The sequence below is a fragment of the Thiohalomonas denitrificans genome (assembly GCF_900102855.1).
Classification (GTDB): Bacteria; Pseudomonadota; Gammaproteobacteria; order Thiohalomonadales; family Thiohalomonadaceae; genus Thiohalomonas; species Thiohalomonas denitrificans.
This window is the reverse complement of sequence record NZ_FMWD01000001.1, coordinates 392,153-413,221: the sequence shown is the minus strand read 5'-3', so window position 1 is coordinate 413,221 and position 21,069 is coordinate 392,153. Positions and strand designations below refer to the sequence as shown.

General features: G+C 62.4%; 22 protein-coding genes. 6 read left to right on the top strand and 16 right to left on the bottom strand.

Annotated features, from left to right (window positions below; all coding sequences use genetic code 11):
- Positions 1–192 precede the first annotated feature (192 nt).
- The 4 genes from BLP65_RS01870 to BLP65_RS01855 all read right to left on the bottom strand — a co-directional run bounded on the left by BLP65_RS01870 (position 193) and on the right by BLP65_RS01855 (position 5,163).
- Positions 193–1,296, bottom strand: coding sequence for a lipocalin-like domain-containing protein (locus tag BLP65_RS01870; protein WP_245688198.1), 1,104 nt, complete (start codon positions 1,294–1,296; stop codon positions 193–195).
- A 161-nt stretch (positions 1,297–1,457) separates the two neighbouring features.
- On the bottom strand, positions 1,458–3,980 hold the full coding sequence (locus BLP65_RS01865) for an ABC transporter permease (protein ID WP_092992013.1): 2,523 nt from the start codon (positions 3,978–3,980) through the stop codon (positions 1,458–1,460).
- On the bottom strand, positions 3,977–4,666 hold the full coding sequence (locus BLP65_RS01860; RefSeq protein ID WP_092992011.1) for an ABC transporter ATP-binding protein: 690 nt from the start codon (positions 4,664–4,666) through the stop codon (positions 3,977–3,979). The genes BLP65_RS01865 and BLP65_RS01860 overlap by 4 nt, the downstream gene beginning before the upstream one ends.
- A 152-nt stretch (positions 4,667–4,818) precedes the next feature.
- Positions 4,819–5,163 (bottom strand): thioredoxin family protein, encoded by a 345-nt coding sequence (locus BLP65_RS01855; protein ID WP_092992009.1) that lies wholly within the window; start codon positions 5,161–5,163, stop codon positions 4,819–4,821.
- A gap of 233 nt (positions 5,164–5,396) precedes the next feature.
- Here BLP65_RS01855 and nfi point away from each other — a divergent pair, with 233 nt between their 5' ends.
- The 3 genes from nfi to BLP65_RS01840 all read left to right on the top strand — a co-directional run bounded on the left by nfi (position 5,397) and on the right by BLP65_RS01840 (position 8,266).
- Positions 5,397–6,065 (top strand): deoxyribonuclease V, encoded by a 669-nt coding sequence (gene nfi / locus BLP65_RS01850; RefSeq protein WP_092992007.1) that lies wholly within the window; start codon positions 5,397–5,399, stop codon positions 6,063–6,065.
- Positions 6,066–6,181: 116 nt separating this feature from the next.
- On the top strand, positions 6,182–6,565 hold the full coding sequence (locus tag BLP65_RS01845) for a DUF6394 family protein (protein ID WP_092992005.1): 384 nt from the start codon (positions 6,182–6,184) through the stop codon (positions 6,563–6,565).
- A gap of 39 nt (positions 6,566–6,604) precedes the next feature.
- Positions 6,605–8,266, top strand: coding sequence for a potassium channel family protein (locus tag BLP65_RS01840; protein WP_175452408.1), 1,662 nt, complete (start codon positions 6,605–6,607; stop codon positions 8,264–8,266).
- A gap of 88 nt (positions 8,267–8,354) precedes the next feature.
- On the opposite strand, the gene hypB is transcribed toward BLP65_RS01840, so the two are convergent.
- Positions 8,355–9,134, bottom strand: coding sequence for a hydrogenase nickel incorporation protein HypB (hypB, locus tag BLP65_RS01835; protein ID WP_092992001.1), 780 nt, complete (start codon positions 9,132–9,134; stop codon positions 8,355–8,357).
- A 179-nt stretch (positions 9,135–9,313) separates the two neighbouring features.
- Positions 9,314–9,706 (bottom strand): hydrogenase maturation nickel metallochaperone HypA/HybF, encoded by a 393-nt coding sequence (locus BLP65_RS01830; RefSeq protein ID WP_092991999.1) that lies wholly within the window; start codon positions 9,704–9,706, stop codon positions 9,314–9,316.
- 342 nt (positions 9,707–10,048) lie between these two features.
- On the opposite strand from BLP65_RS01830, the gene BLP65_RS01825 reads away from it, so the two are divergent.
- Positions 10,049–10,465 (top strand): hydrogenase expression/formation C-terminal domain-containing protein, encoded by a 417-nt coding sequence (locus tag BLP65_RS01825; protein WP_092991997.1) that lies wholly within the window; start codon positions 10,049–10,051, stop codon positions 10,463–10,465.
- Positions 10,466–10,518: 53 nt separating this feature from the next.
- Here the strand turns inward: BLP65_RS01825 and BLP65_RS01820 are convergent, their stop codons facing one another.
- The 9 genes from BLP65_RS01820 to BLP65_RS01780 all read right to left on the bottom strand — a co-directional run bounded on the left by BLP65_RS01820 (position 10,519) and on the right by BLP65_RS01780 (position 19,044).
- Positions 10,519–11,133 (bottom strand): V-type ATP synthase subunit D, encoded by a 615-nt coding sequence (locus BLP65_RS01820; protein ID WP_092991995.1) that lies wholly within the window; start codon positions 11,131–11,133, stop codon positions 10,519–10,521.
- A 236-nt stretch (positions 11,134–11,369) separates the two neighbouring features.
- A complete protein-coding gene (locus BLP65_RS01815; protein ID WP_092991993.1) occupies positions 11,370–12,746 on the bottom strand; it encodes a V-type ATP synthase subunit B in 1,377 nt (458 codons plus the stop codon).
- Complete coding sequence (locus BLP65_RS01810; protein WP_092991991.1) at positions 12,736–14,490, bottom strand: V-type ATP synthase subunit A; 1,755 nt, start codon at positions 14,488–14,490, stop codon at positions 12,736–12,738. The genes BLP65_RS01815 and BLP65_RS01810 overlap by 11 nt, the downstream gene beginning before the upstream one ends.
- Positions 14,483–15,157 (bottom strand): hypothetical protein, encoded by a 675-nt coding sequence (locus BLP65_RS01805; protein WP_092991989.1) that lies wholly within the window; start codon positions 15,155–15,157, stop codon positions 14,483–14,485. Before BLP65_RS01805 ends, BLP65_RS01810 begins: the two co-directional genes overlap by 8 nt.
- Positions 15,154–15,450, bottom strand: coding sequence for a V-type ATP synthase subunit F (locus BLP65_RS01800; RefSeq protein ID WP_092991987.1), 297 nt, complete (start codon positions 15,448–15,450; stop codon positions 15,154–15,156). Before BLP65_RS01800 ends, BLP65_RS01805 begins: the two co-directional genes overlap by 4 nt.
- Position 15,451: 1 nt before the next feature.
- The gene (locus BLP65_RS01795; protein ID WP_092991985.1) at positions 15,452–15,802 is read right to left on the bottom strand and encodes an ATP synthase subunit C; all 351 of its coding nucleotides are present in this window, start codon (positions 15,800–15,802) and stop codon (positions 15,452–15,454) included.
- 241 nt (positions 15,803–16,043) lie between these two features.
- Positions 16,044–17,915: a V-type ATPase 116kDa subunit family protein gene (locus BLP65_RS01790; RefSeq protein ID WP_092991983.1), complete on the bottom strand. Its 1,872-nt coding sequence runs from the start codon at positions 17,913–17,915 to the stop codon at positions 16,044–16,046.
- Positions 17,912–18,682 (bottom strand): hypothetical protein, encoded by a 771-nt coding sequence (locus tag BLP65_RS01785; protein WP_092991981.1) that lies wholly within the window; start codon positions 18,680–18,682, stop codon positions 17,912–17,914. Before BLP65_RS01785 ends, BLP65_RS01790 begins: the two co-directional genes overlap by 4 nt.
- Entirely contained in the window at positions 18,679–19,044 is a 366-nt protein-coding gene (locus tag BLP65_RS01780) for a hypothetical protein (RefSeq protein WP_139181395.1), read from the bottom strand. The genes BLP65_RS01785 and BLP65_RS01780 overlap by 4 nt, the downstream gene beginning before the upstream one ends.
- Before the next feature lie 362 nt (positions 19,045–19,406).
- Between BLP65_RS01780 and BLP65_RS01775 the strand changes: the two genes are divergently transcribed.
- Together BLP65_RS01775 and BLP65_RS01770 are read left to right on the top strand one after the other, a co-directional pair.
- Complete coding sequence (locus tag BLP65_RS01775; RefSeq protein WP_175452396.1) at positions 19,407–19,865, top strand: hydrogenase maturation protease; 459 nt, start codon at positions 19,407–19,409, stop codon at positions 19,863–19,865.
- Between the two features lie 121 nt (positions 19,866–19,986).
- Entirely contained in the window at positions 19,987–20,313 is a 327-nt protein-coding gene (locus BLP65_RS01770) for an EF-hand domain-containing protein (protein ID WP_092991975.1), read from the top strand.
- A 188-nt stretch (positions 20,314–20,501) separates the two neighbouring features.
- On the opposite strand, the gene BLP65_RS01765 is transcribed toward BLP65_RS01770, so the two are convergent.
- A complete protein-coding gene (locus tag BLP65_RS01765) occupies positions 20,502–21,005 on the bottom strand; it encodes a retropepsin-like aspartic protease family protein (protein WP_245688197.1) in 504 nt (167 codons plus the stop codon).
- Positions 21,006–21,069: the final 64 nt, after the last annotated feature.

Here is a 21,069-nt window from a genome sequence, read left to right as displayed (position 1 = left end):
GAGATATGACGGGCTAAAGCCCGACCTGCGGTTTTTGCCGGAGGTCGGGTTCAACCCGACGGGATCCCGTTCAGGCCTGACACTGCAGGTTTTCCATAAGTCTCGAGGGGTGGACACTCCATCAGGAGCCTTTCCGGATCGCGCTGTCACGGAAGGGGTGCAGCACGGTCTGGCGTGGGAAGTGTTTACTGGCTACTCCGCATAGCCGGTCAGCTCCACGTAACCGTACCCCGCGACCGGCTGCCCGCGGTGCTCGCCGCTGATCCGCACCGCGCCTTCCCAGTAGCGGACCGACAGATCGAGTTCCTGGTCGGCCAGCAGGGGCTCCACCCGGAGCCAGAGCTGCTGTTGCGGAAGCTGCAGCCGCCAGCCAGCAGGGTAACGGCCGCCCCGGGGGCTTTCCCAGTGACGGGTCACAGTGACTTCGAAGTCCTCTTCCCGGAGCGCCGTGCGCTCGCCTTCCGGGGACACCAGACTGCCGGCACTGGCAGGATCGGTGGAGCCGTCCCGGCGGCGCAGCCGATACAGCATCAGGTCGACGTTATTATCGAGTTGCAGCGCGAACCAGTCCCAACCGCTCTGCTCCGGCCCCAGGGCGCTGGTGCTCCACTCCCGGTCCATCCAGGCGCTGCCGTCCACCTGTCGTTGGACGCCATCGATGGTAATACGGCCGCTAGCGGAGAGGCGGCTGTAGGAGTAGTAGTAGGAGGCATTCCCGGGTTCCTCGCTCTTCTGCGACAGGCCCGCCTCGCCCTGCAGGATGGGTGTTTTCTCCATACCGAGGGTCAGCTCAATGCCGTCCTTATCATTGCCCGCGCGCAGGGTCACGGGAAAGGGGTGGCGGCCCTCGCCGCCGGAGACTTCCCAATCCTCGAGCCATACCCGAAAGGGTGCGGCACGCGCACCGGCCAGCCCCAGAGCGGCGCGGGCGAATCGTTCCTCGGCCACGAAACGTCCGCCCGCCACATCGGTCAGGGCGAGGTGGGCCATATAGACCTGCCGCTTTCGCCAGCGGGAGGGGCCCTCCAGCGGCTCCGGAGCGAGGGCATTCCGGAACAGCGTCAGCTGGAAGCCGTAACGCTCTCCACGGCGATCCGCGAGATTGCCGGTGAAATACCACCACTCGGTCCGAAACTCGGGATGCGGTCCGTGATCCGCCGGAAACTTGAACTCGCGTGGCTCGGTGGCGCGGGCGTAGCCTTCGATATCGCCGCCCAACGCCTCCGAAACGGCCAGACTGCCTCCGTCCGCCGGTTGGTCGGGTGCCGGTCCGCACCCGCTCAGCAGGAGCGCCAACAGAGGGACCGCGCAGGAAAAACTGATTTTTTTGCACCGCGGAGACGCAGAGGAACGCAGAGAATTGAATGACTGAAAAGTTTTCATGTTGTTCCTCCGCGCCCTCTGCGTCTCAGTGGTGCATTGTTGTGCCATGCCCTATGGACCGTTTTTTCATTTGGCTACTCCTCCTGTAGTGCCGTGGCCGGTGGCGAGGAGGCCAGGCGATGGGCGGGATAGAGCCCCGCCAGCAGGGCGGCGGCCACCGCGAGCAGCACTCCCTGGATCAGCGCCTCCGGGGGGAGTTGCAGCCAGAGCGTCCAGCCGAAGGCGCGCCGGTTGATGACCTCGATCAGGATGGCGGCGAGCAGCAGACCCAGGGGCAGGGCCAGGAGTCCGGCAATCAGCCCCATCACACCGGTCTGGAGCGTAACCAGGCGCCATAATTCGCCCGGCGTCATGCCGATCGCCCGCAGGATGGCGAACTCCCGTGCCTTCTCCAGCTGGAGCGCCATCAGGGCGCTGAACACCCCGGTGAAGGCGACGGCCACTGCCAGCAGGCGCAGGATCTCGGTGATGGTGAAGGTGCGATCGAAGATGGCCAGGGAAGCCTCCCGGATATCCCGGTTGGAGCGGATTCTCACGCCTTGCAGATCGGACACCCGGCTCTGCAGACGCTCCATGGTCTGCTCCACATCGGCCCCCGGCTCCAGGTAAACCCCCAAGCCGCTTACCGTCTGGTCCGCGAACCACTGCTCGTAGACCGCGCGGGCCATCACCACCGTGCCGCGGTCGCTCTCGTAGTCGTAGAAGATACCCGCGATCGGAAACGTCCGGGCCCCGCTAGCGGTATCGAGGTTCAGCCGGTCACCGGGCACTACTTGGGAGCGATGCGCGAATGGCTCGGAGACCAGGACGGCGCCCTCTTCGAAGGCGGGCCAGATCCGTTTCGGCTCCCCGGACCGGAACCGGTAACCGGTGCGGCTCTGCTGGTTGAGGTGTAGTGCCTGCAGCTGTATCGGACCGAATTCGCTGCCCACCTCAAGGCCACGGTAGGTGGAGAGGTCGGCGACGCCGGAGGTCTGTCGCACGCGCGAAATCACCTCCGGGAGCAGCGGCGGCGAGCGGCGGGCCGAGACCGCCGAACCGGGAGAGACATAGATGTCGGCCTGAAGAGTGAACTGCAGCCACTGGTGTACGGTTTGCCGGAAGCTCTCCACCATCACCGCCATGCCGACGCTGACCGATACGGCTACCGCCAGGGCGGCGATTGCCACGGCGGTGCGGCTCAACGATGCGCGAACGCCCCGCAGGGCGAGTCGCTCCGGTGTTGCGAGCCGGCGGCGACCGAGCCGCTCTGCGAGGGCCACGATGTTTCCGGTGATCCAGGGCACGCCCAGTGCGAAACCGAGGATGATCAGGAACAGGGCGATGAATCCCGGAGCCAGGGCCTGCGAGGGGTAGAGCAGGAGCAGGCCGCCGGTCGCCATGGCCACCCCGCCGATGGCGGCCGCCCGAGGTGCGACCGTGCGGTAGCGGATCTCCTCCCGGGAGCGGGTGGTGATCAGCCGGGGCGGGGTGCGGGTCGCCTCGAGGGCCGGTGCAACGGCTGCGGCCAGGGTCGCCCCCAGTCCCAGCAGTACTGCTTTGGCGAGAGCCGTCGGTGTGACGGTCAGCGCGGTGACATTAAGGACGAAATAGAGGTCATTGATGGTGCGGGTGACCAGTCCCAGCAATCCCTGGGCGAGAGCGATGCCCACGCCGATCCCGATGGCCGTGCCCACCGCCCCCAGGAACAGGGCTTCGCCGGCAATGAGCCAAAAGATCTCCCGGCGGCTCGCACCCAGGGCGCGCAGATTGCCGAGCAGCGGGCGGCGCTGCACAACCGAGAAGGTCATGGTGTTGTAGATCAGGAACAGACCCACCAGCAGTGCCAGCAGGCTGAGCGCCGTGAGGTTGACCGAGAAGGCGCGGGTCATCTGCTCCATTACCCGGGTACGGTTTTCGGCGCGCTGGAGGTGAATCCCGGAGGGAAGCCGTGTCCGTATGGGCTCGACTTCGGCCGGTTCGAGGATGAGATCGATATGGCTGAGCCGTCCCACCATGTCGAGCAGTTCCTGTGCGGTGGCGATATCGGCGACCAGCATGCCATCCAGCGCCTGCCGCTCCATCCGATCGTCCGAATCCATGGTCCCGGCAATCTTCACCACGGCCGGTCGGCCGCCGATGTCCAGCTCCAGCGAATCGCCGCTGCCGAGTTCCAGCTCACGAAGATTGGAGCGGCTGATCACCACCGTTCCGGGTTCGGTCAGCAGGCGGTTGAGATCGATCTCGCTGCGGCTTCGGAAGGAGAGGTGGGGTCGAAACGGCGGTTCGGCAAAGGGATCCAGCCCCAGCAGACGAAAGGTGCGTCCGCGGCTTTCGGCGAACCCCTCGACCACGGGCGCGGAAGGGTGCAGGCCCTCACTGCGCAGGCGGGCGTACAGCGCTTCGTCGATGCCGAGGGGGCTGCCTACGATCTGGTGGGTGGCTTGTCCGGCAATACTCTCCATGGAGAGGGCGAATGCACGCCGTGCACTCTCGTTGGCCAGATCCACGGCGACCACCACCGCCACCCCGAGAGCAATGCCCACTACTGCCAGAACCAGCTGCCAGCGGTGACGGAGGTGATAGCGTAACCCCGACAGCCAGAGTGTAGGGGTCAAGGCCGTGGCTCCCGCAGTCCCTCCAGCAGCCGACCCTGTTCGAGCCGCAGCACCCGATCGGCCAGTGGCAAGGCTTCGGTGCCGTGACTGACCATGAGCAGGGTGACACGCTCCTCCCGGGTTAGTTCGTCGATCAGCTGCAGCATGCGGGCCCCGGTCTCTGCATCGAGATTGCCGGTCGGCTCGTCCGCCAGCAGCAGAGCCGGTTGGTGAGCCAGGGCGCGGGCGAGTGCCACCCGCTGCTGTTCGCCGCCCGAGAGGGTGTCGGGGAAGCTGTCGAGCCGGTCACCCAGTTCCACACGTTCCAGAAGATCGGCCGCACGCCGCAGTTCAGTTTCCGATCGTCGGCCGTTCAGTTCCAGCGGAAGGCGCACGTTCTCCTCCACCGTGAGGGTCGGTATCAGGTTGAAGGACTGATAGACAAAACCGATATGCCGACGCCGGAAGCGGGTTCGTTGCGACTCGTTCATCGTAGTCAGCTGCGCCTCACCCACCCGGATCTCTCCGGCGGAGGGCAGATCGATACCGCTGATCAGATTCAGCAGCGTCGACTTCCCCGAGCCGCTGCGGCCCAGCAGGACGATCCGTTCACCGGATGCCACCCCGAGGTCCAGGTGGGAAAACACCGTGCGTCGGTGCTTACCCTCCAGATACTCTTTGGCAAGGTTGTGCAATTCCAGAAACATCGACGGCAGTTCTCAAGACATGGGAGAGGGTCAGCCCCGATTTTCCGCTTCTCCATGGAGGTGCAGGATAGCACCCGGCGCCGCAGCAGGTTGGGGCACCCGTTGCCGACCGGAACGGTGTGACGGCGATTCGTTCCAGACGATGCGCCGGATCAGTCGATATTCCGGTCGACGAAATCACGCACGAAGGAGGGGGACTGGGCGCCGCTGAAGCGCTCCATTTCTTCACCATCACGAAACAGCAGCACGGTGGGGAAGCCGCGCAGACCGTAATGGCCACAAAGCTTCATGTTTTCGTCTGCATCCACCTTGGCCAGGATGACTGCCCCCTGGTATTCAGGAATCACCCGTTCGAGAATGGGCCCGAGGGAGAGGCAGGGGCCGCACCAGTCCGCGGTAAAGTCCACCAGGATGGGCGTTTCGCGGGAGGCCTCGATGACGGTTTCATTGAAGTTGTCGACGTCGGCGTCGAAGATAAACGGACTCTTATCGCTCATGATTGCTGTCTATGCCGGAAAAAGCGCCATTCTAACGGCAAGAGACGGGTGAGTGGCTAGTCTCGAGTGGCTAGTGGCGAGTAGCTAGTGGCGAGCGGCGAGAGGTGAGAGGTGAGAGGTGAACGTTGGGGTCATTCTGCATGTGAGATGCGTTGATCCGATTTGCCATTCTTCGTATTACAATCTGTCCTCTGTGTCCTCTGTGGTTTTAGAATTTAAATCGAGGTGCCGGCTTGGCACTACATCCCGTTTTCGAACATCGCTGGGATTTGACGCCCAAGGAGGCGATTGCGCTTCAGCAGGAGCTCCGCGGCCGGGTGGAGATCACTGATCGGTACGGGGAGATCCGCTGGGTGGCGGGCGTCGATGTGGGTTTCGAGGCGCGGAATACGATTACTCGGGCGGCGGTGGCCGTGCTGGCCTATCCCTCCCTGGAGTTGCACGAGCATGCTATTGCCCGGCAGCCCACTCGGATGCCCTACATTCCCGGTCTGCTGTCGTTTCGGGAGGTTCCGGCGGTCCTGGAGGCGATGGCGCGGCTGGATAGTCGCCCCGATCTTCTGCTCTGCGACGGGCAGGGTATTGCCCATCCGCGTCGCTTCGGGATTGCCAGTCACCTTGGCGTGCTGCTCGATGTGCCGGCTATCGGCGTGGCAAAGACACGCCTGGTGGGAACGCATGATGCGGTGCCCGAGGGGCGCGGGGAGTCGGTGCCGCTGGTGGACAGGGGGGAGCGTATCGGCGCGGTACTGCGCACGCGATCCCGCGTCAAACCGCTTTTTATTTCACCCGGTCACCGGATGGGGCTGGAACATGCGGTGGAGTGGGTGATGGCCTGTACCACGCGCTATCGCCTGCCCGAGACCACCCGCCGGGCACACCGCCTCGCCTCCTGCGACTGACTCCTGGCGGTCTGCCGCACCTGAAGCCAATCTCTTACGAAGGTGTGTCCTCCATTTGTCTGAGGACAAGGACTCTATACACTTAATGCATGCCCCTAACCGGAAGGCCGATAACAATGAACCTCGAAAAGGTCGTCTTCGGATTTTTCATCGTACTGGCGCTGACACTCAATTTCGGTTTTTTCGTCGGCGAAATCGATAATCCCCACCACCACAATGTCTATGAGCTGTTCGCGGCGATTGTGGTCAATCTGATCGCCACGGTGCTCAAGTTTGGTGATCGTACCCAGATGGGCGCGGTACTGCTCGCTACCAGCCTGGTGGCCGACTTGCAGTTGCTGGCTGCCGCGGTAATTTGGGGTTTTGCCTGGCAGGTGACCGATGCCGGTATCAGCCCCGGTACCATGAGCAGCATCGTTTCACTCGCCGGAGGGGCGATGCTGGCCAACGTGACGTCGGTGACCCTGCTCATCGCCGAAACCGTCAACCTGCGCCGCTGACGGACCGTGGATCCCATCGTTTTTCTCATTCTGCGCCGCATGCGGGCGCCGCTGGTGGCGCTCATCGTCGCCTATGCCATTTCCATTCTGGGTCTGGTACTGATCCCGGGCCGGGATGCGCAGGGTGCGGAATGGCACATGGATTTTTTCCATGCCTTCTATTTCGTGAGCTACATGGCCACGACCATCGGTTTCGGCGAGCTCCCCTACGAATTTACACCCGCGCAGCGCCTCTGGACGGCATTCTCGATCTACCTGACGGTCATCACCTGGCTCTATGCCATCGGCAAGATCCTCACCACGGTGCAGGACGTCACCTTCCGGCGGGTGGTGACCAAACGCAATTTCAGTCGGGCGGTGAAACGCATCAACGAACCTTATTTCATCATCGCCGGTTATGGCGACACCGGCAGGATGCTGGTGCGGTCCATGGATCGGCGCGGCCTCCATTCGGTGGTAATCGACCTGGATCAGGAGCGTATCAACGAGCTGAAACTGCAGACCCTGGCTGGTTATGTGCCGGGGCTTTGCGCCGATGCCAGCGTCCCCGCTGCGCTGCTGGAGGCGGGACTGAAACACGAATGTTGCCGGGGTGTGGTGGCCCTGACCAACGATGACCAGATCAATCTCGAGATCGCAATCACCAGCAAGCTGCTGAGTCCCGATCTTCTGGTGATCTGCCGCGCTCAATCTCATGCCGCAGAGGCCAATATGGCCTCCTTCGGGACCGAATACATCATCAATCCTTTTGACAGTTTCGGTGAACGGCTGGCCCTGGCTCTGCACTCTCCCGGTACGCATCTGCTGGAGGAGTGGCTGACCGGTATCCCCAACAGCCCGCTGCCGATGCCGCTCTATCCTCCGCACGGGGCCTGGATCCTCTGTGGCTATGGCCGGTTCGGAAAAGCGGTGCAGTCCAGCCTGGAAGGGGAGGGGGTGGAGAGTGTCGTCATTGAAGCGGATCCGGAAGGCACCGGATGTACCGGGTTTTGTGTGGTGGGGCGGGGCACTGAAGCGGAAACCCTTGAGGCAGCGGGCATCGACCAGGCTGCGGGAATCGTTGCCGGCACCGATGACGACGCCAACAACCTGTCGATTGTCATGACCGCCGGCGAGATCAATCCCCACCTGTTTCGCGTCGCACGGCAGAATCGGCAGGACAATGATGTCATTTTCGAGGCTGCCCGGCTCGATCTGGTGATGGAGCGGAGCGAGATCATTGCCCGCAAAATACTGGCTACCCTGACCACTCCGCTGCTTACGGAATTCCTTCGTGAAACCCGCACCCGGAGTAACGACTGGGCCAACGAACTGGTAAGCCGAATCAGCGCTGTCACCGGTGATCTGGTCCCGGAGATCTGGACGATAACGCTGGATCGGGAACAGGCACCAGCCGTACGTGAGGCACTGACCGGGGCGGAATCGGTCCGACTCGGATTGCTGCTGCATGACCCGGGGGATAGAAACGAGGAGCTGCCCTGCATCCCCTTGATGCTGGCACGGGGGAGCGCCACTTTTGTAATCCCCAAGCCCGATTTTGTTCTGCGAAGTGGTGATCGAATCCTTTTTTGCGGCAGCTCCGGGACGGCACGACGAATCGCCTGGACCCTGAGTAACCCCAACACCCTGCGCTATCTGCTCACCGGCGAGGAGCGTCCGGAGGGGTGGTTCTGGCGCTGGTTGGCCGATCGCGGCCTCTGACTAGGCTCGCGGAAAGAAAAAGCACCCACGGGGCACACAAAGAGCGCACCGGGGGTTTAACTCCCGGGATTCCCCGTGCGCCCCGTGGTTAACCCAGGTGGTGGTGTGTTCCTGCAGGGCGTTCGGACAGGGCAGTCCGGTGGGCGATCAGGCGCTGGTCGAGCCAATGGATCCACTCGGTGAGACTCTCCGCCTTGCGGGCCGAGAGGGTCAGCATCGGCACCTCGCTGGCCAGTTCCCTCAGGCAGTGCTCGGCCCGTTCCGGTTGGAAGTCATCCAGGTACGGTAGGAGGTCCGATTTGGTGACCAGCATCAGGTCGGAGGCACGAAACATGACCGGATATTTTGCCGGCTTGTCATCGCCCTCGGTGACCGAAAGCAGGGTGACGTTGCTGTGCTGGCCCAGATCGAAACTTGCCGGACAGACGAGGTTGCCGACGTTCTCGATAAAGAGAATATCCAATCCCTCCAGCTTCAGTTCATGAAGTGCATCATGCACCAGGTGGGCATCCAGGTGGCAGGCGGTTCCGGTGGTGATCTGTACTGCCGGGACTCCCTTGGCCCGAATCCGCCGGGCGTCGTTCTCGGTCTCCAGGTCGCCCTCGATCACCGCTACATTGTAGCGCTCGCCGACAGCCTCGATGGTGGCCTCCAGCAGGGCGGTCTTGCCCGCGCCGGGTGAAGACATCAGGTTAACGGCCAACACGCCGTGTGCGTCCAGATGTGCCCGATTGTGCAGGGCCTTGTGATCGTTTGCCGAGAGAAGTCCGGTCAGCACCTCGACGGCATTGCGCCCATCATTGCCGTGCGCCTCTTGCGCCAAATGAAGATTGCCGGACGTTATGTTGCAGCCGCAGGTATCACACATCACTGATTTCCTTTATTCAGTCTTTTCGAACCACGGGGTAAAACAGCTTGTCCGGGTTTTTTCTCCCCCGTGCGCCCCGTGTTCCCGTGGTTGCCAGTTCTTCACTGCTTCGGAGCTGCGAAGCGGGGGTAGGGCTCGCAGCGCTGCAGAGGCCGCCGAGTTCACTGTCGCTGCAGCATTCATCGGGATTCGCTTTGCAGGCCTGGCGAGAGCGGTTCTTCATGAGTCGGGTTGTTGAGTTCCACGCTCGCCAGCAACAGTTCGTCACCGCTGACAAGTTGTGTCTGCCAGTCGCCGCAATTGGCACAAACCAGCCGGTTCGACGTCACGTTACTATCCGCGCCGCACTGGCTACAGTGGACTCGTACCGAAAGCTCTTCGATAAGCAACTCGGCTTCCGCGGCCACGCTGCCCATGCGGGCAATGGTGAAGGCCTCCTTCAGCAGTCGTGGCTCCACTCCCGAGAGGGGGCCGATGCGCACGGTTATGCGGCTGACGGATTCCGCGCCATGCTCCCGGGCGATATTGCTCACCTGACCGAGCATTCCCTGACAGACGGAGAGTTCATGCATAAGTGTGACGATTTTCCATCGGGATGCCGGGGCCTGTAACCGCATGTTTGCAACTGCAATGCTCCACAGTATAGTCATGAGCCAGGGCTGATTGGCAATTGCCGGGCGACTGGAACAAGGGACGATCCAGTGTTATAGGTTGAGTTCAGCGCAGAGGGCATTTCCGCAAATGCCACGGAGAGACAGATTTTCCGTCTCTGTCACTGCCTGTTGCCCGACTCGGCAACAATCCGCAGAGCGAGTGAAGGACACCCATGCGATCGCGTAATTCAGAACCATTATTTTCGGGGGATAGCGGCATGTTCCGTGGCGCCTCTCCCGCGGGTGGCGGCCGTATATTCGATGGATGACGTCCGGACCAGGATCGAACACACAGCGAACGTCCGGGCCGAGGGTGGTCATGCACGGGCGATTTTGCTCGAACTCGAACAGATGCTTCGCGATTTGCTGGAGAAGGGGGAGGAGTCCAGCATCGATCTCGGCAGCCTGCCGCTGACCGATGCGGATTATGAACTGCTCAACGAGGCACTTGGTGAAGGCGAGGTCATGGCCGAAGTGGAGGGGGTGGGGCTGACCCACATTCGTGAGAGCGGTATTCCCGGCGTGTGGTTCGTTACTCACCTCAACGAGGAGGACGAAGTCATGGCCCAGTTCATTGAAGTCGCCTACAGCCCCGAGATCCTCAGTGCCCCCATGGAGGAGGTGAAGGCGGGGCTCGACGGTCTCCGGGCACGCTCGTTTGCCACCCGCGGCCGGTAGTCGTCCAGAGCGTATCGATGGCACCCGGCGTAGTGCTCTTCAACCGCACACTGTCACCGTAAACTGAGGCGGGTGCGGACGGTCTCCTCCTGGTCCAGCTCCTCCAGGCGGGTGGATACCTCGCGCAGTTGATGTTCGATCTCGGGCAGCAACACATCTTCCAGGGCACGGGCACGGCGCTCGGTGCGGCGGTACTCGTCCAGTAGCCGCTCGAGATTTCCGGTGATGGCGGCAAGCGGGGCGCTGCGTTTGACCAGTTCATTGAAAAGGTCCCGGCACCGGCGGGCCTCCGGAGAGGGATCGGCGGCGGGGGGTGGTGACAGGTTGGTCTCGCCGTGCAGCCGGCTGTCCGTGACGGTGACGCCGAGTACGGTACGGCTTTCCCCCTGCAGTTCGGCCGATTCGAGGTCGGTGGCCGGCGGATAGATCTGCAGCCCTTCCAGCCCGTGCCGGACCACGGCCTCCCGCAGGGCCCCGGCGGCCGATTCATGCAGTTCGAGATATTCCCGATGCAGGTGCCTGTAGCGGTCGAGCTGGCGCAGGATCTCGGCCGCCAGTAGCAGACGCTTTTCATCCAGAAAACCGTAGCCTTCCTGAACCACCAGGCGTTCATTCTGAAGTTCCTGCAAAACCGAGGGTGTCGGTGTAAGTCCTCCAGCATCTGCCATCGAAACCTCCTGCCTCAATCTTCCACTCATTTACCGCAAAGCTTCCGCTTCTCGGCAATTGCTCCTGCATTGCTCTACCTCCTGCCTCCATGCAGTCGTGCTCTCGCCCCTCACCTACATCCCTGTAGGCGAAGGTGCCAGGAGCGCAAGAAAACTGATGATCTGGCGTCTGTCCCTTCGTGGTCCTTGACCTTGCTGCCGGATTTTTGGGTAATCACTTAAAGCTTCGCAAAAGATCAGGCGGTCAGATGTTTTTCTACCTGGGCGTCCGAAAGACGGCTCAGCTCGTCCCGGGGCAGCATGTTCAGCAACCGCCAGGCGGCGGCCATGCTCTCCTCGAGTGTACGGGAATCCTCCTGGTGAATGATGGCCGTTTCGAAGGCATCGCCGAATGCCAGATACTGGCGGTCGACAGCTGGCAAACCCTCTTCACCCACCACCGAGGCGAGCACCCGTACCTGTGCGGCCCGGGCATAAGCGGCATAGATTTGGCTGGCCAGTGCCGGGTGGTCGGGATCGGTATAGCCTTCACCGGTTCCATCCTTCATCAGCCGTGAAAGGCTAGGTAGTACCTGGACCGGCGGATAGATCCCCTTTCGGTCCAGGCCCCGGTCGAGGACGATCTGCCCCTCGGTGATGTAGCCGGTGAGGTCCGGAATGGGATGGCTGATGTCATCCGACGGCATGGTAAGGATGGGTAGCTGTGTCAGCGATCCGGAGTGATCCCTCAGGGTGCCCGCCCGCTCGTAGAGGGCGGCCAGGTCTGAATACATGTAGCCCGGATAACCCTTGCGACTCGGGATCTCGCCGTGGGAGGCCGAGACCTCGCGCAGTGCCTCGCAGTAATTGGTCATATCGGTCATCACCACCAGTACATGCCGGCCCTCCACGAATGCCAGGTATTCGGCAGCGGTTAGGGCGAAGCGGGGTGTCAGCAGCCTTTGCGTACTGGACTCGGAGGCGTGATTGAGAAACATCACCGTGTGCTCCAGGGCTCCGCTGTTTTCCATCGCCTGTCGGAAGCTTTCCGCCGTATGGTGGGGCACGCCGATACCCACGAAGACCAGGGCGAAGTCGCCTGCTTCCTGGCCCCGCAACCGGGCACGACCGGCAATCTGCACTGCGATGCGATCATGAGGCAGGCCACCGCCGGAAAAGATGGGCAATTTTTGGCCTCGCACCAGGCTATTCATCAGATCGATCGTGGTGATGCCGGTTTCAATGAAGTCGGAGGGTTTGCCGCGTGCCGCAGGGTTGATGGCCATGCCATCGATACGCAGGCTGTGCTCTGCCGGTATCGGTGGTCCACCGTCGCGCACCCGACCGATTCCGTCGAAGATGCGCCCGAGGATCCCGGGGCCCACATCGAAGTGGGGAGTCCTACCGGTGAAACGCACCCGGGTGTTGGAGAGGGAAAGCCCTTCGGTGCTCTCCAGCACTTCGACGGTCATATACTCCTCGTCCAGGGCCGCAATACGCCCGGTACGTGGCTGACCATCCCGGCCAATTACCGCTACTGCTTCGTTGAGGCCGACATTGACGGAACGTTTGAGAAAGATCAGTGGCCCATCGATGCGGGTTATGTTGCCGCTGGAGTAGAGGTTACCCCGCATGCCCGGCCTCCCTGACGAGGTGGGCGAATTCGGCTTCCAGGCGGGTTCCCAGCAGCTTGTAGCGCGCCAGCTGGTCGTCGCCGAGTTCCTCGCCCATGCGTCGCAGCCGGCGCAGAATGGACATTTTCTGAATGCGTTCCACATCGATTCCCCGCTCCACGGCGTTGTCGGCCAGGGTAATGAAGTGATCGATGAGTCGCATCATGGCGGTCTGCCTTGCAGGTGAACAGTAGCGGTCTGTCGGTGAGAAAGAGGATTGGCGCAGAAATCCGTCCGAGACCAGTTCGGCCGCCAGCAGCGTGAGGCGCTGTTTCGGTGGCAGCGCATCCTTGCCGATGATGCGCGCCATGCGTTCAATATGCGCCTGCTGTTCCACCAGCGTCAGAAAACGGCGCCGGATGCGGGGCCATTCGGTATTGCCCTCGCGCTCCCACCAGGGGGTGAGGTCCTCGACATCTTCGGAATAGGACGTCAGTGGGTGCACGGCCGGGAAAAACCGCGATTGGGCGCGGCTCCGATCCAGGGCCCAGAAGCAGCGCACATAACGTTTGGTATGAGTGGTGACCGGCTCGGAGAAATCACCGGAGGGCGGACTTACGGCGCCGATCAGGGTCAGTGAACCCTCATCGCCACCGAGGGTCGTGACCCGCGCCGCCCGTTCATAAAAGTCCGCGAGGCGGCTGGAAAGGTAGGCCGGATAGCCGCCCTCGCCCGGCAGTTCACCCAGGCGTCCGGAGACCTCCCGCAGGGCCTCGGCCCAGCGGCTGGTGGAATCCGCCATCAATGCCACATGCAGACCCTGGTCGCGGAAATATTCGGCAACCGTCAGTCCCGTATAGATGCTGGCCTCGCGGGCGGCCACCGGCATGTTGGAGGTGTTGGCAATGATGACCGTACGCTCCATCAAGGGCCGGCCGGTGCGGGGGTCTTCGAGTTCGGGAAATTCGTGCAGTACGCCGGCCATTTCGTTACCGCGTTCGCCGCAGCCTACATAGACGATGACGTCGGCATCGCACCACTTGGCGAGGCTCTCCTGGAGCACCGTCTTGCCAGTGCCGAAGCCGCCGGGCAGGGCGGCCTTGCCCCCGCGGGCGACCGGGAACAGGGAATCGAGGATCCGCTGGCCGGTCAGCAGGGGTTTCTCCGCCGGCAGACGTTCAGCCACGGGCCGGCCTTTGCGGACCGACCAGTAGTGGCTCAGTGCCGCCTTGTGGCGTACACCGCTCTCGGTCTCCAGTTCACACACCATCTCATCGTCGCGGATGTCACCCGCCGGGGCGATCGACACCACCCGTCCACCGATATCCGGCGCCAGCAGGGCGTGCTGCTCGCGGGCGCTGTCCGCCACGATCCGGCCGAATACTCCGCCATGGGGGATGACGTGCCCCACCTCCACCCGTGGCTCGAAGTGAAAGGTGCGTGGCGCCAACTCGGCCAGACCGGGTCGGACGTAGTGGCCGATATCCATGGATAAGGGACGGAGTAGCCCATCGAAGATACGGCCGAGGAGGGCCGGACCCACGCGGATGGCCAGCGGCATTTCGCTGCCAATCACGGGTACGCCGGGCCGCAGGCCGCTGGTGTCTTCATAGACCTGGACCACGATTTCCTCGCCTTCGATGCGGATTACTTCGCCAAGCAGTCGGCGCTCGCCGATGGCGACCGCCTCGTTGATGAAGAAATCGCCCCGGCGTCTCGCCCGCAACACCGGTCCGCTGACCTGACTGAGAACCGCCTCACTCATCGCGCTGTGGATTCCGTTCGGGCGGTCCGCTGAGGATGTCCTCTCCCAGCAGGGAATTGACTTCGGCGAGCAGACGCGCCTCGAGGGCGGTGCGTTCGGTCAGCAGGCCCGCGGCACTGCCGTCCAGACAGGCGCCATCGGTGGAAAAGCGCAGTCCGGCTTCGATATCGTTCCGGGCTACCCACTCGGGGGGCGATTCGCAATAGGCGGTGATGCGTACGGTCTCCTGTTCCATTTCCGATGGATCCCAGCCGACCGGATGCTCGATCCGCCAACGGGATTGCGGCAGCACCACCATCGCTTCGGCAACCAGTGCGCGAATCCAGAGACGGCGGCTTTGAGCCGTTGACCAGCGTTCCCGGACGATCTCCTGAAGCCTGTCCCATCCCTCGTGCAGCAGTCCGAGGGCGATGCGGTACTGCTGCTGTCGGGCACGGGTCTGTAGCCGCGCCCGGGCGGCGTTCAGTTCCGACCGGGCACGCCGACGTTCGCTCTGGATGGCCCGGTGCATCTGTTGGCGAGCTCGCCTGTGTGCCTCCGTCAGCAGTTCCCGGCGTCTTTCTTCGGCCTGCTCGGAAATAGCCCGGCAGCGCTCGTTGCGGTGCTGCTCGATCAACTCCAGCAGTGAGTGCAGTTGGGCGTCGACAATGCCGGCCGGTGTCGTCATGGCTGCATCCCCAACTGGTTGTGAATGCGGCTGAGCAAATCGCGCATGGAGTGTTGATGGCGGATATCGGGAACAATGAACAGTTGGGGCCGCAACGCCCGCTGCGCCTCCTGGACTTCCGCCGCGGGCAGACGGCGGGCGTACTCGACATTCAGCAGGATCAGATCCGCCTCTTCGCGGGCGCGACGGAAGACGGACAGCAGCTCCTCGTCGTCGGGCGTCCAGGTTCGCACGCCCGCCAACCGGTAGCCGGCTGCACTCAGTTCATCACCGATGAAGACCGGTGCCGTCACCTCAGGTGACCCGGTTCAGGATCAGTATGGAGATGATCAGGCCGTAGATGGCGATACCCTCGGCCAACCCTACCAGCACCAGGACGCGGCCCAGCAGCTCCGGCTTCTCCACGAGCGCACCCATCGCGGCGCTGCCGACGGTGGCCACGGCGTAACCCGCCGCCAGTGAAGAGAGCCCGGTGGCCAATGCGGCTGCCATGAATGCCCAGCGCAACACGCTTTCCGGCAAGGGTGGAGTCCCGGTCTCGGCCGCCTGCACCGCATCGGGAACAAACAGCATCAGTGAGCCGACGAGGCTGAACAGCCCGGCCACCATTATTAATCCCAGGGCGGTCTTGTATCGCCGATTCATTGAGTGCTCCTTGTTTTAGATTTTTCTAACCGCAAAAGCGCAAAGAGCGCAAAGAAACTTCAAATCGTGTAGCCCGGATGTAGCCGGTTGGCTCGGTGCACCGTTGCGGTTCCTGGATTCTGTGTCGCATGTAAGCTCCTGTTGGCCTAAAAGGTCGGAAACGGAATCCGGAGATTGCTCTTCTTCTGTCGAGCTTATTCCGTTCTTTGCGCCCTTTGCGTCTTTGCGGTGAATTTTTGGTTCAGGTTTTCTCCTTCCGTCCTTCCGGGGCGGTGAGCGGGTGGAAAGTGCGTCCTTCGCCGCGCAGGAAACGGATGAAGAATTCAAAAAGGACCAGTCGGGTAATCTGGACCGATACGACCAGCCCCTCCAGTACCATGATAATAATATTCCCAACGATCATGACAATGGCGTAGAAAACAGCGTGTCCCGTGGCATCGGCCAGTCCGACCACCGCCGCGGAGAGCCCGGCGTGCGCCAGTGCAAAGGCGCCGACGCGGGTAAAAGAGAGGGTGTTGATCAGCAACTGCAGCATCGCTTCCAGCAGCCGGCCGACGGCAGCGCCCAGCACCCGCAGATCGCCCCCGGCGAGGTAAACCCGTCCGCTGAAATACCACAGGGCTGCACCCGAGGCCACCAGCGCGGCATAGGGGGTGATGACCAGAGCCACCAGCGCCAGGTAGAGAAGCAACAGCGGGGCATCGAGGAGCCACCACTGCCTGATGACGCCGCGCCAATGCGATTCGATGCCGCTGAGGCCGAGCCCCAGAACCAGCAGCAGCACTCCTCCAAAAAGCGGGATCACCAGCAGCAGTAGAGGTTCCTCCAGTGGCCGAAGCCAGAGTGCGGGCAGCCAATCCTCACGGCTGAAGACACTGCCGAACAGAAAGCCGAACAGCATCGACATCAATCCGCCGGGTACCAGAAGCCGCAATGCCGGATAGCGTTTCCATAACCAGAGCCCGACCAGAAACAGCACCAGTCCCTGGCCGACATCGCCAAACATGTAGCCGAACAGTAGCGGTACGATGAATACCAGCAAACGGCTCGGATCGGCCTCATTGGCGGCCGGTGTGCCTAACAGTCGCGCGAAGAGTTCGAAGGGCTGGGCCCAAACGGGGTTGCTCAGCACCATCGGTGGCGTCTTGTCGGCCGGCGGTTCGGGAAAACGCAGCAGTGAGCGGACTTCGGCCTTTTGCAGATTCTTTTCCAGCAGCCCGATATCCTGTTCGGAAGTCCAGCCGGTGATCCAGGCGAAGTTTTCCGTGACCGGTAGTTCCCCGACATGGGTCAGGAACCACTCGATGCGATCGATGTCCCCGAGTGCGGCGCGTAACCGGTGTTGACCCTCCAGTGCCTCCAGTCGCCCGTACAGTGCATTGATCTGCCCGTCGATCTCCGAATGCCGACTATCCACCTGCATGATCGCCGCGCCCGGGTCGGCCTCCAGCCAGGTGGGCAGTTGTATGCGTCGACCCTTGAGCATGCCGAGTTCCTGTTCGAGCCCATCCATCTCGGCCGGCGGTCCGACGGCCAGCAGAAAACCGTGGTGACTGCCTGCGCTACGCGTGGCGATGATGCCTGGGGGCATTTGGCTCATTGAACCACTATGGGACAGCACAAAGGCGCGGGCGCTCAGGGCGGGCCCGGCGTGAGGCAGAAGCGAAAGTTTGAGTCGATTGCCGATCAGCCCACTCAGCATCTCCCGCAGCAGGTCCAGTTCGGCACGCTCTCCGCGGAGGGATTCGATCTCGCGCACGATCGGCTCGGCTGCAGTGCGCCAGCTCTGCAGCTGCCGCAGGGCCTTCTCCAGCGTCACGCCGGGGTCACCCGGAATCTCGGACGGTGCCAGACCCTCTTCGGGCCAGTAGTTGCGGAAACGCTGTGCCAGCCGGTTGTACTCCTCCAGGTGCTGCTGGAGATCCGGAAGCATGATCGGTATGGCGGTTTCGCTTCGGGTGTCCAGTTCCACCCGGTTGGTACGGGCGAGGGCCTCCACGGCCCGGGTGAGATCCTCGCGCCAGGTCAGGAGCTCGAACCAGCGTGCCGGTACCGGCCGCAGAGTGAAGCCGGGACGGCGGATTACGTTGGTGGTTTCGACAGCCTCGCTCACGCCACCCGTTCGCCTCCGAACAGAAGCAGCCGCAGGAGGACTCCCCGCAACCGCTCCAGGTGGATGGCAGTGATGGCCAGATGTAAAAAGGCGGCTGCCGGCTGGAAGGTCCGCTGTCGGAACTCCGGCAGGAGACCCGTTAACAGCCGTTGGCGTGCCGCACGGCTGTCGTGCAGTTCACCGGAGGCCAGCACCTCGTGCTGCTCATGGAGCCGGCCGGCCAGCCATTCCAGCGCCTGACGTTCACCGGCGGAGGTACGGGGCCAGAGGGCCCGCCAGCGTCGATGCCAGCCACTGATAAGGTGCCGCGGCTCACCGCGCCACGTCTGAATCATAGGGGCATAGGCCGATTCGCGAAGGGCCCGGATCCGCCGGTCCGGATCGTCCAGCGCGAAGGGTCGCAAGGCCGGGTCGCTTCGTATCCACTCGGCGATGACAGAGTGTTCCAGGAGGTGCTGGAGGACGGTGGTATCCGCCAGCTGTTTAGTCCACTGCACGGCAGCCCGCCACTCCGGGGGCTGCCAGAGTGCCACTGTTTCGATATGTTCCCGCCAATGGGCTCGAAGGATGCGCTCCACCTGGTGGGCATCCATCCGGGCGTTCAGGCTGCTCACCCAGGGACGCAAAGGGCTGTTTCGCAACCGGTCGAGCAGATGTTCGGTATGGGTGATGGCCTCCAGGCGCTGCCATTCGGCGTCACCCGGGAAGCAGGCGTGGCTGGCCTGAATACGGGTTTGGGCATAGGCGAAGCGCTGGAGTCGACTCATGGTGTGCCGCTATCCTGCTCCTCCCGCTCGGCAGTGGTCAGCTGTTCGGCGAGCTGTCGGACCGCCTGTTTCAGCAGTCTGCTCCGGTGTTCAGGCGAGTGTGATGTCTTGAGGTGTGCCTGTTCATGGGAAAGTGCGTCGACCCGGTGTCGGATTGCCACGGTGCAGCGTTCCTGCAGTCGGCTGATGCGTTCATCGGTGCGCTCGGCGATACGCTGGGCCTGTATCCGCGCATCGGTAATCTGCTGCTCGGCTTCTGCCTCGCACTGCCGAATCGCCTCCGCCGCTTCCTGTTCGGCCAACAGCGCCCGGTTCATGGCTTCTTCCGGGGTGAGGACGGAGTTGTCTTTTTCCTGAGCCATGTCGTACAAGTTGCTCAATGGTCCTGGTATATAGATGAGGGTAATTCATCCCTCCGGCCGGTGAAAGGTATTCTGCCGTGGTCCCTGGTACCCCCAACGGTCTGCGGAGCCTGTTCCCCGATACCGGTACCACCTGTGAATGGAGAGATCCCTTAATCTGAAGGGCGCTTTTATTTCCAACTCTTGAGGCTCGGGGGGCTCGGGGCCGTTTGCCCGCTGGATGCCCTGAATTGGCCTACAGTGTCCTTCCCGGGCTGCGGCCGCAGACTGAAACGGTGACGCGAAAATGAGAACCCGACATCTGGTGACGCGAAAATGAGAACCCGACATCTTCTGTGCGATGGATGTGGCATGGTGCGTCGATGAGTCGATTGCCCCGCGGACGCATCATTGGTGTGGGATCGCCCTTCGGTGCGGACAGTACTGGCTGGCGAGTGGTCGAGTATCTGCAGGAGGCCGGCTTTCCGGAGCTTTTTCCCCGTGTTGATTGGCAGATACTGGATCGCCCGGGCCCCCGGCTGATGGAGTGGTTTGCCGACATGGACCTGGTCATCATCATCGACGCGCTGCTCGGAGGCGTGCAGGGAGAGTCGCGAGTCCTGGATGCGGCTGCATTGACTGAAAATGCCAGCCTTTCCACCCATGGCTTCGGCGTCGCCGAAGCACTGGCCATGGCCGAGGCTCTCGATGAACTGCCCACACACTTGGTGATCCTCGCCATCGAAGTGGGTGATGGCGAGACGGTCGTGAGCTGCAACTATCAGGTGGTTGTCGACCGCCTGGTTCGGTTACTGAGTGACTACGGCTTTTCCCCGCAATAATCGGGAAAAGTCCGCATGGCCCACTATAGTTGTTGCGTATCAGGGAAGATTGGGTAGCCACGCCGGTACTGGATATCTCGAAGGAAAGATTGACCGAAGCACCGCATTTCACCGATTCGGAATGGCCGGACATGTCGGCAGAGAGCACCTGGAGCACACGGGTGGAGAGCCATTTCGAGCACCGACTGGCGAACGGCTGGCCGAAGATACGCCGGCTTGTATGGACGAGGGCCTGGCGGAGTTTTCCGAGCTGCATCAGGACGGCGACGGCCGGATCAGTGAAGACGAGGCGCAGCAATCGACGATGTTGAGTGAGCGTTTCGACGCTGCCGATACCGACGGTGACGGGTCGATTGATGATGCGGAGTTCAGTGCCTTCGAGGGGGAAGTTTCGTCACCCGAGTTGTCCCCGGAGCAGGAGAGGGAAGAGGAGGCTGCCGAAGAGTAACGAATTGGGACCCGCGCTTCGGGAGAAGTGGCTCCATCGACCGCTTGTTGCCCCCAAATCTCTTCGGAGAAGGGGAATGGACCCCAATATGTAGGTTGGCGCTGAGGAACGAAGCCCAACAAATCAGCGTTGGGGTTCGCATAACTCACCCCAACCTGCAAAACAGTGTTCGCGGACTCTTGGCCGGTTTACGGAAGACGCTGCAGTTCGGCTGCGGCGAGTTCCTGCCCCGGACCTTTTGTGCAGTGGCTCAACACCAGCGAAGGCGGGTCCATGGAGAAGACAAATGGTGCGGCCTCGGACAGGGCGGACAGGCCGAGAATCTGCCGGGTCTTGCCCGGAAAGACGGCTGCTTCCACATTGCTGAAGTGACAGCCGCTGCCGATCCGTACCGTCTTGACGGAGTAGACCGGCACTTCGAGTTCAGCGCCATTGGCGAGACGGCCGCGCAGTTTGCGTACGTAGCGGACGTTGCCTTCTTTTTTGAGGGCGGCGAGAGTTTCTTCGTTGATGGTCATGTAACTGGAACCGGTATCGACCATGAATTCCGTATCTCCCGCACCGTCGATGTGTCCCTGTACGTAATAGCTGATGGATCCCTTGTCCGTCATCGGAATGGTGGCGTCATATTGTCCGCCGAATGCCACCGGCGCCAGTGCCAGGAACACCCCCGCGGCGAGCAGTTTTTTCAAGACCATTTCTAGAGTTACCCGCTTGCGTATCGATTCGCCATCACCTTGCCACGGCCTCTCGATC

Bases quoted from the DNA above. Each gene is read 5' to 3' on its own strand.
- BLP65_RS01780 (WP_139181395.1), bottom strand. From the start codon at position 19,044: ATGGCTCAGGAAAAAGACAACTCCGTCCTCACCCCGGAAGAAGCCATG.
- BLP65_RS01805 (WP_092991989.1), bottom strand. From the start codon at position 15,157: ATGACGACACCGGCCGGCATTGTCGACGCCCAACTGCACTCACTGCTG.
- BLP65_RS01770 (WP_092991975.1), top strand. From the start codon at position 19,987: ATGGCCGGACATGTCGGCAGAGAGCACCTGGAGCACACGGGTGGAGAG.
- BLP65_RS01810 (WP_092991991.1), bottom strand. From the start codon at position 14,490: ATGAGTGAGGCGGTTCTCAGTCAGGTCAGCGGACCGGTGTTGCGGGCG.
- BLP65_RS01860 (WP_092992011.1), bottom strand. From the start codon at position 4,666: ATGTTTCTGGAATTGCACAACCTTGCCAAAGAGTATCTGGAGGGTAAG.
- BLP65_RS01785 (WP_092991981.1), bottom strand. From the start codon at position 18,682: ATGAGTCGACTCCAGCGCTTCGCCTATGCCCAAACCCGTATTCAGGCC.
- BLP65_RS01855 (WP_092992009.1), bottom strand. From the start codon at position 5,163: ATGAGCGATAAGAGTCCGTTTATCTTCGACGCCGACGTCGACAACTTC.
- hypB (WP_092992001.1), bottom strand. From the start codon at position 9,134: ATGTGTGATACCTGCGGCTGCAACATAACGTCCGGCAATCTTCATTTG.
- BLP65_RS01775 (WP_175452396.1), top strand. From the start codon at position 19,407: ATGAGTCGATTGCCCCGCGGACGCATCATTGGTGTGGGATCGCCCTTC.
- BLP65_RS01845 (WP_092992005.1), top strand. From the start codon at position 6,182: ATGAACCTCGAAAAGGTCGTCTTCGGATTTTTCATCGTACTGGCGCTG.
- BLP65_RS01825 (WP_092991997.1), top strand. From the start codon at position 10,049: ATGGATGACGTCCGGACCAGGATCGAACACACAGCGAACGTCCGGGCC.
- BLP65_RS01830 (WP_092991999.1), bottom strand. From the start codon at position 9,706: ATGCATGAACTCTCCGTCTGTCAGGGAATGCTCGGTCAGGTGAGCAAT.
- BLP65_RS01795 (WP_092991985.1), bottom strand. From the start codon at position 15,802: ATGAATCGGCGATACAAGACCGCCCTGGGATTAATAATGGTGGCCGGG.
- BLP65_RS01840 (WP_175452408.1), top strand. From the start codon at position 6,605: ATGCGGGCGCCGCTGGTGGCGCTCATCGTCGCCTATGCCATTTCCATT.
- BLP65_RS01820 (WP_092991995.1), bottom strand. From the start codon at position 11,133: ATGGCAGATGCTGGAGGACTTACACCGACACCCTCGGTTTTGCAGGAA.
- BLP65_RS01815 (WP_092991993.1), bottom strand. From the start codon at position 12,746: ATGCGGGGTAACCTCTACTCCAGCGGCAACATAACCCGCATCGATGGG.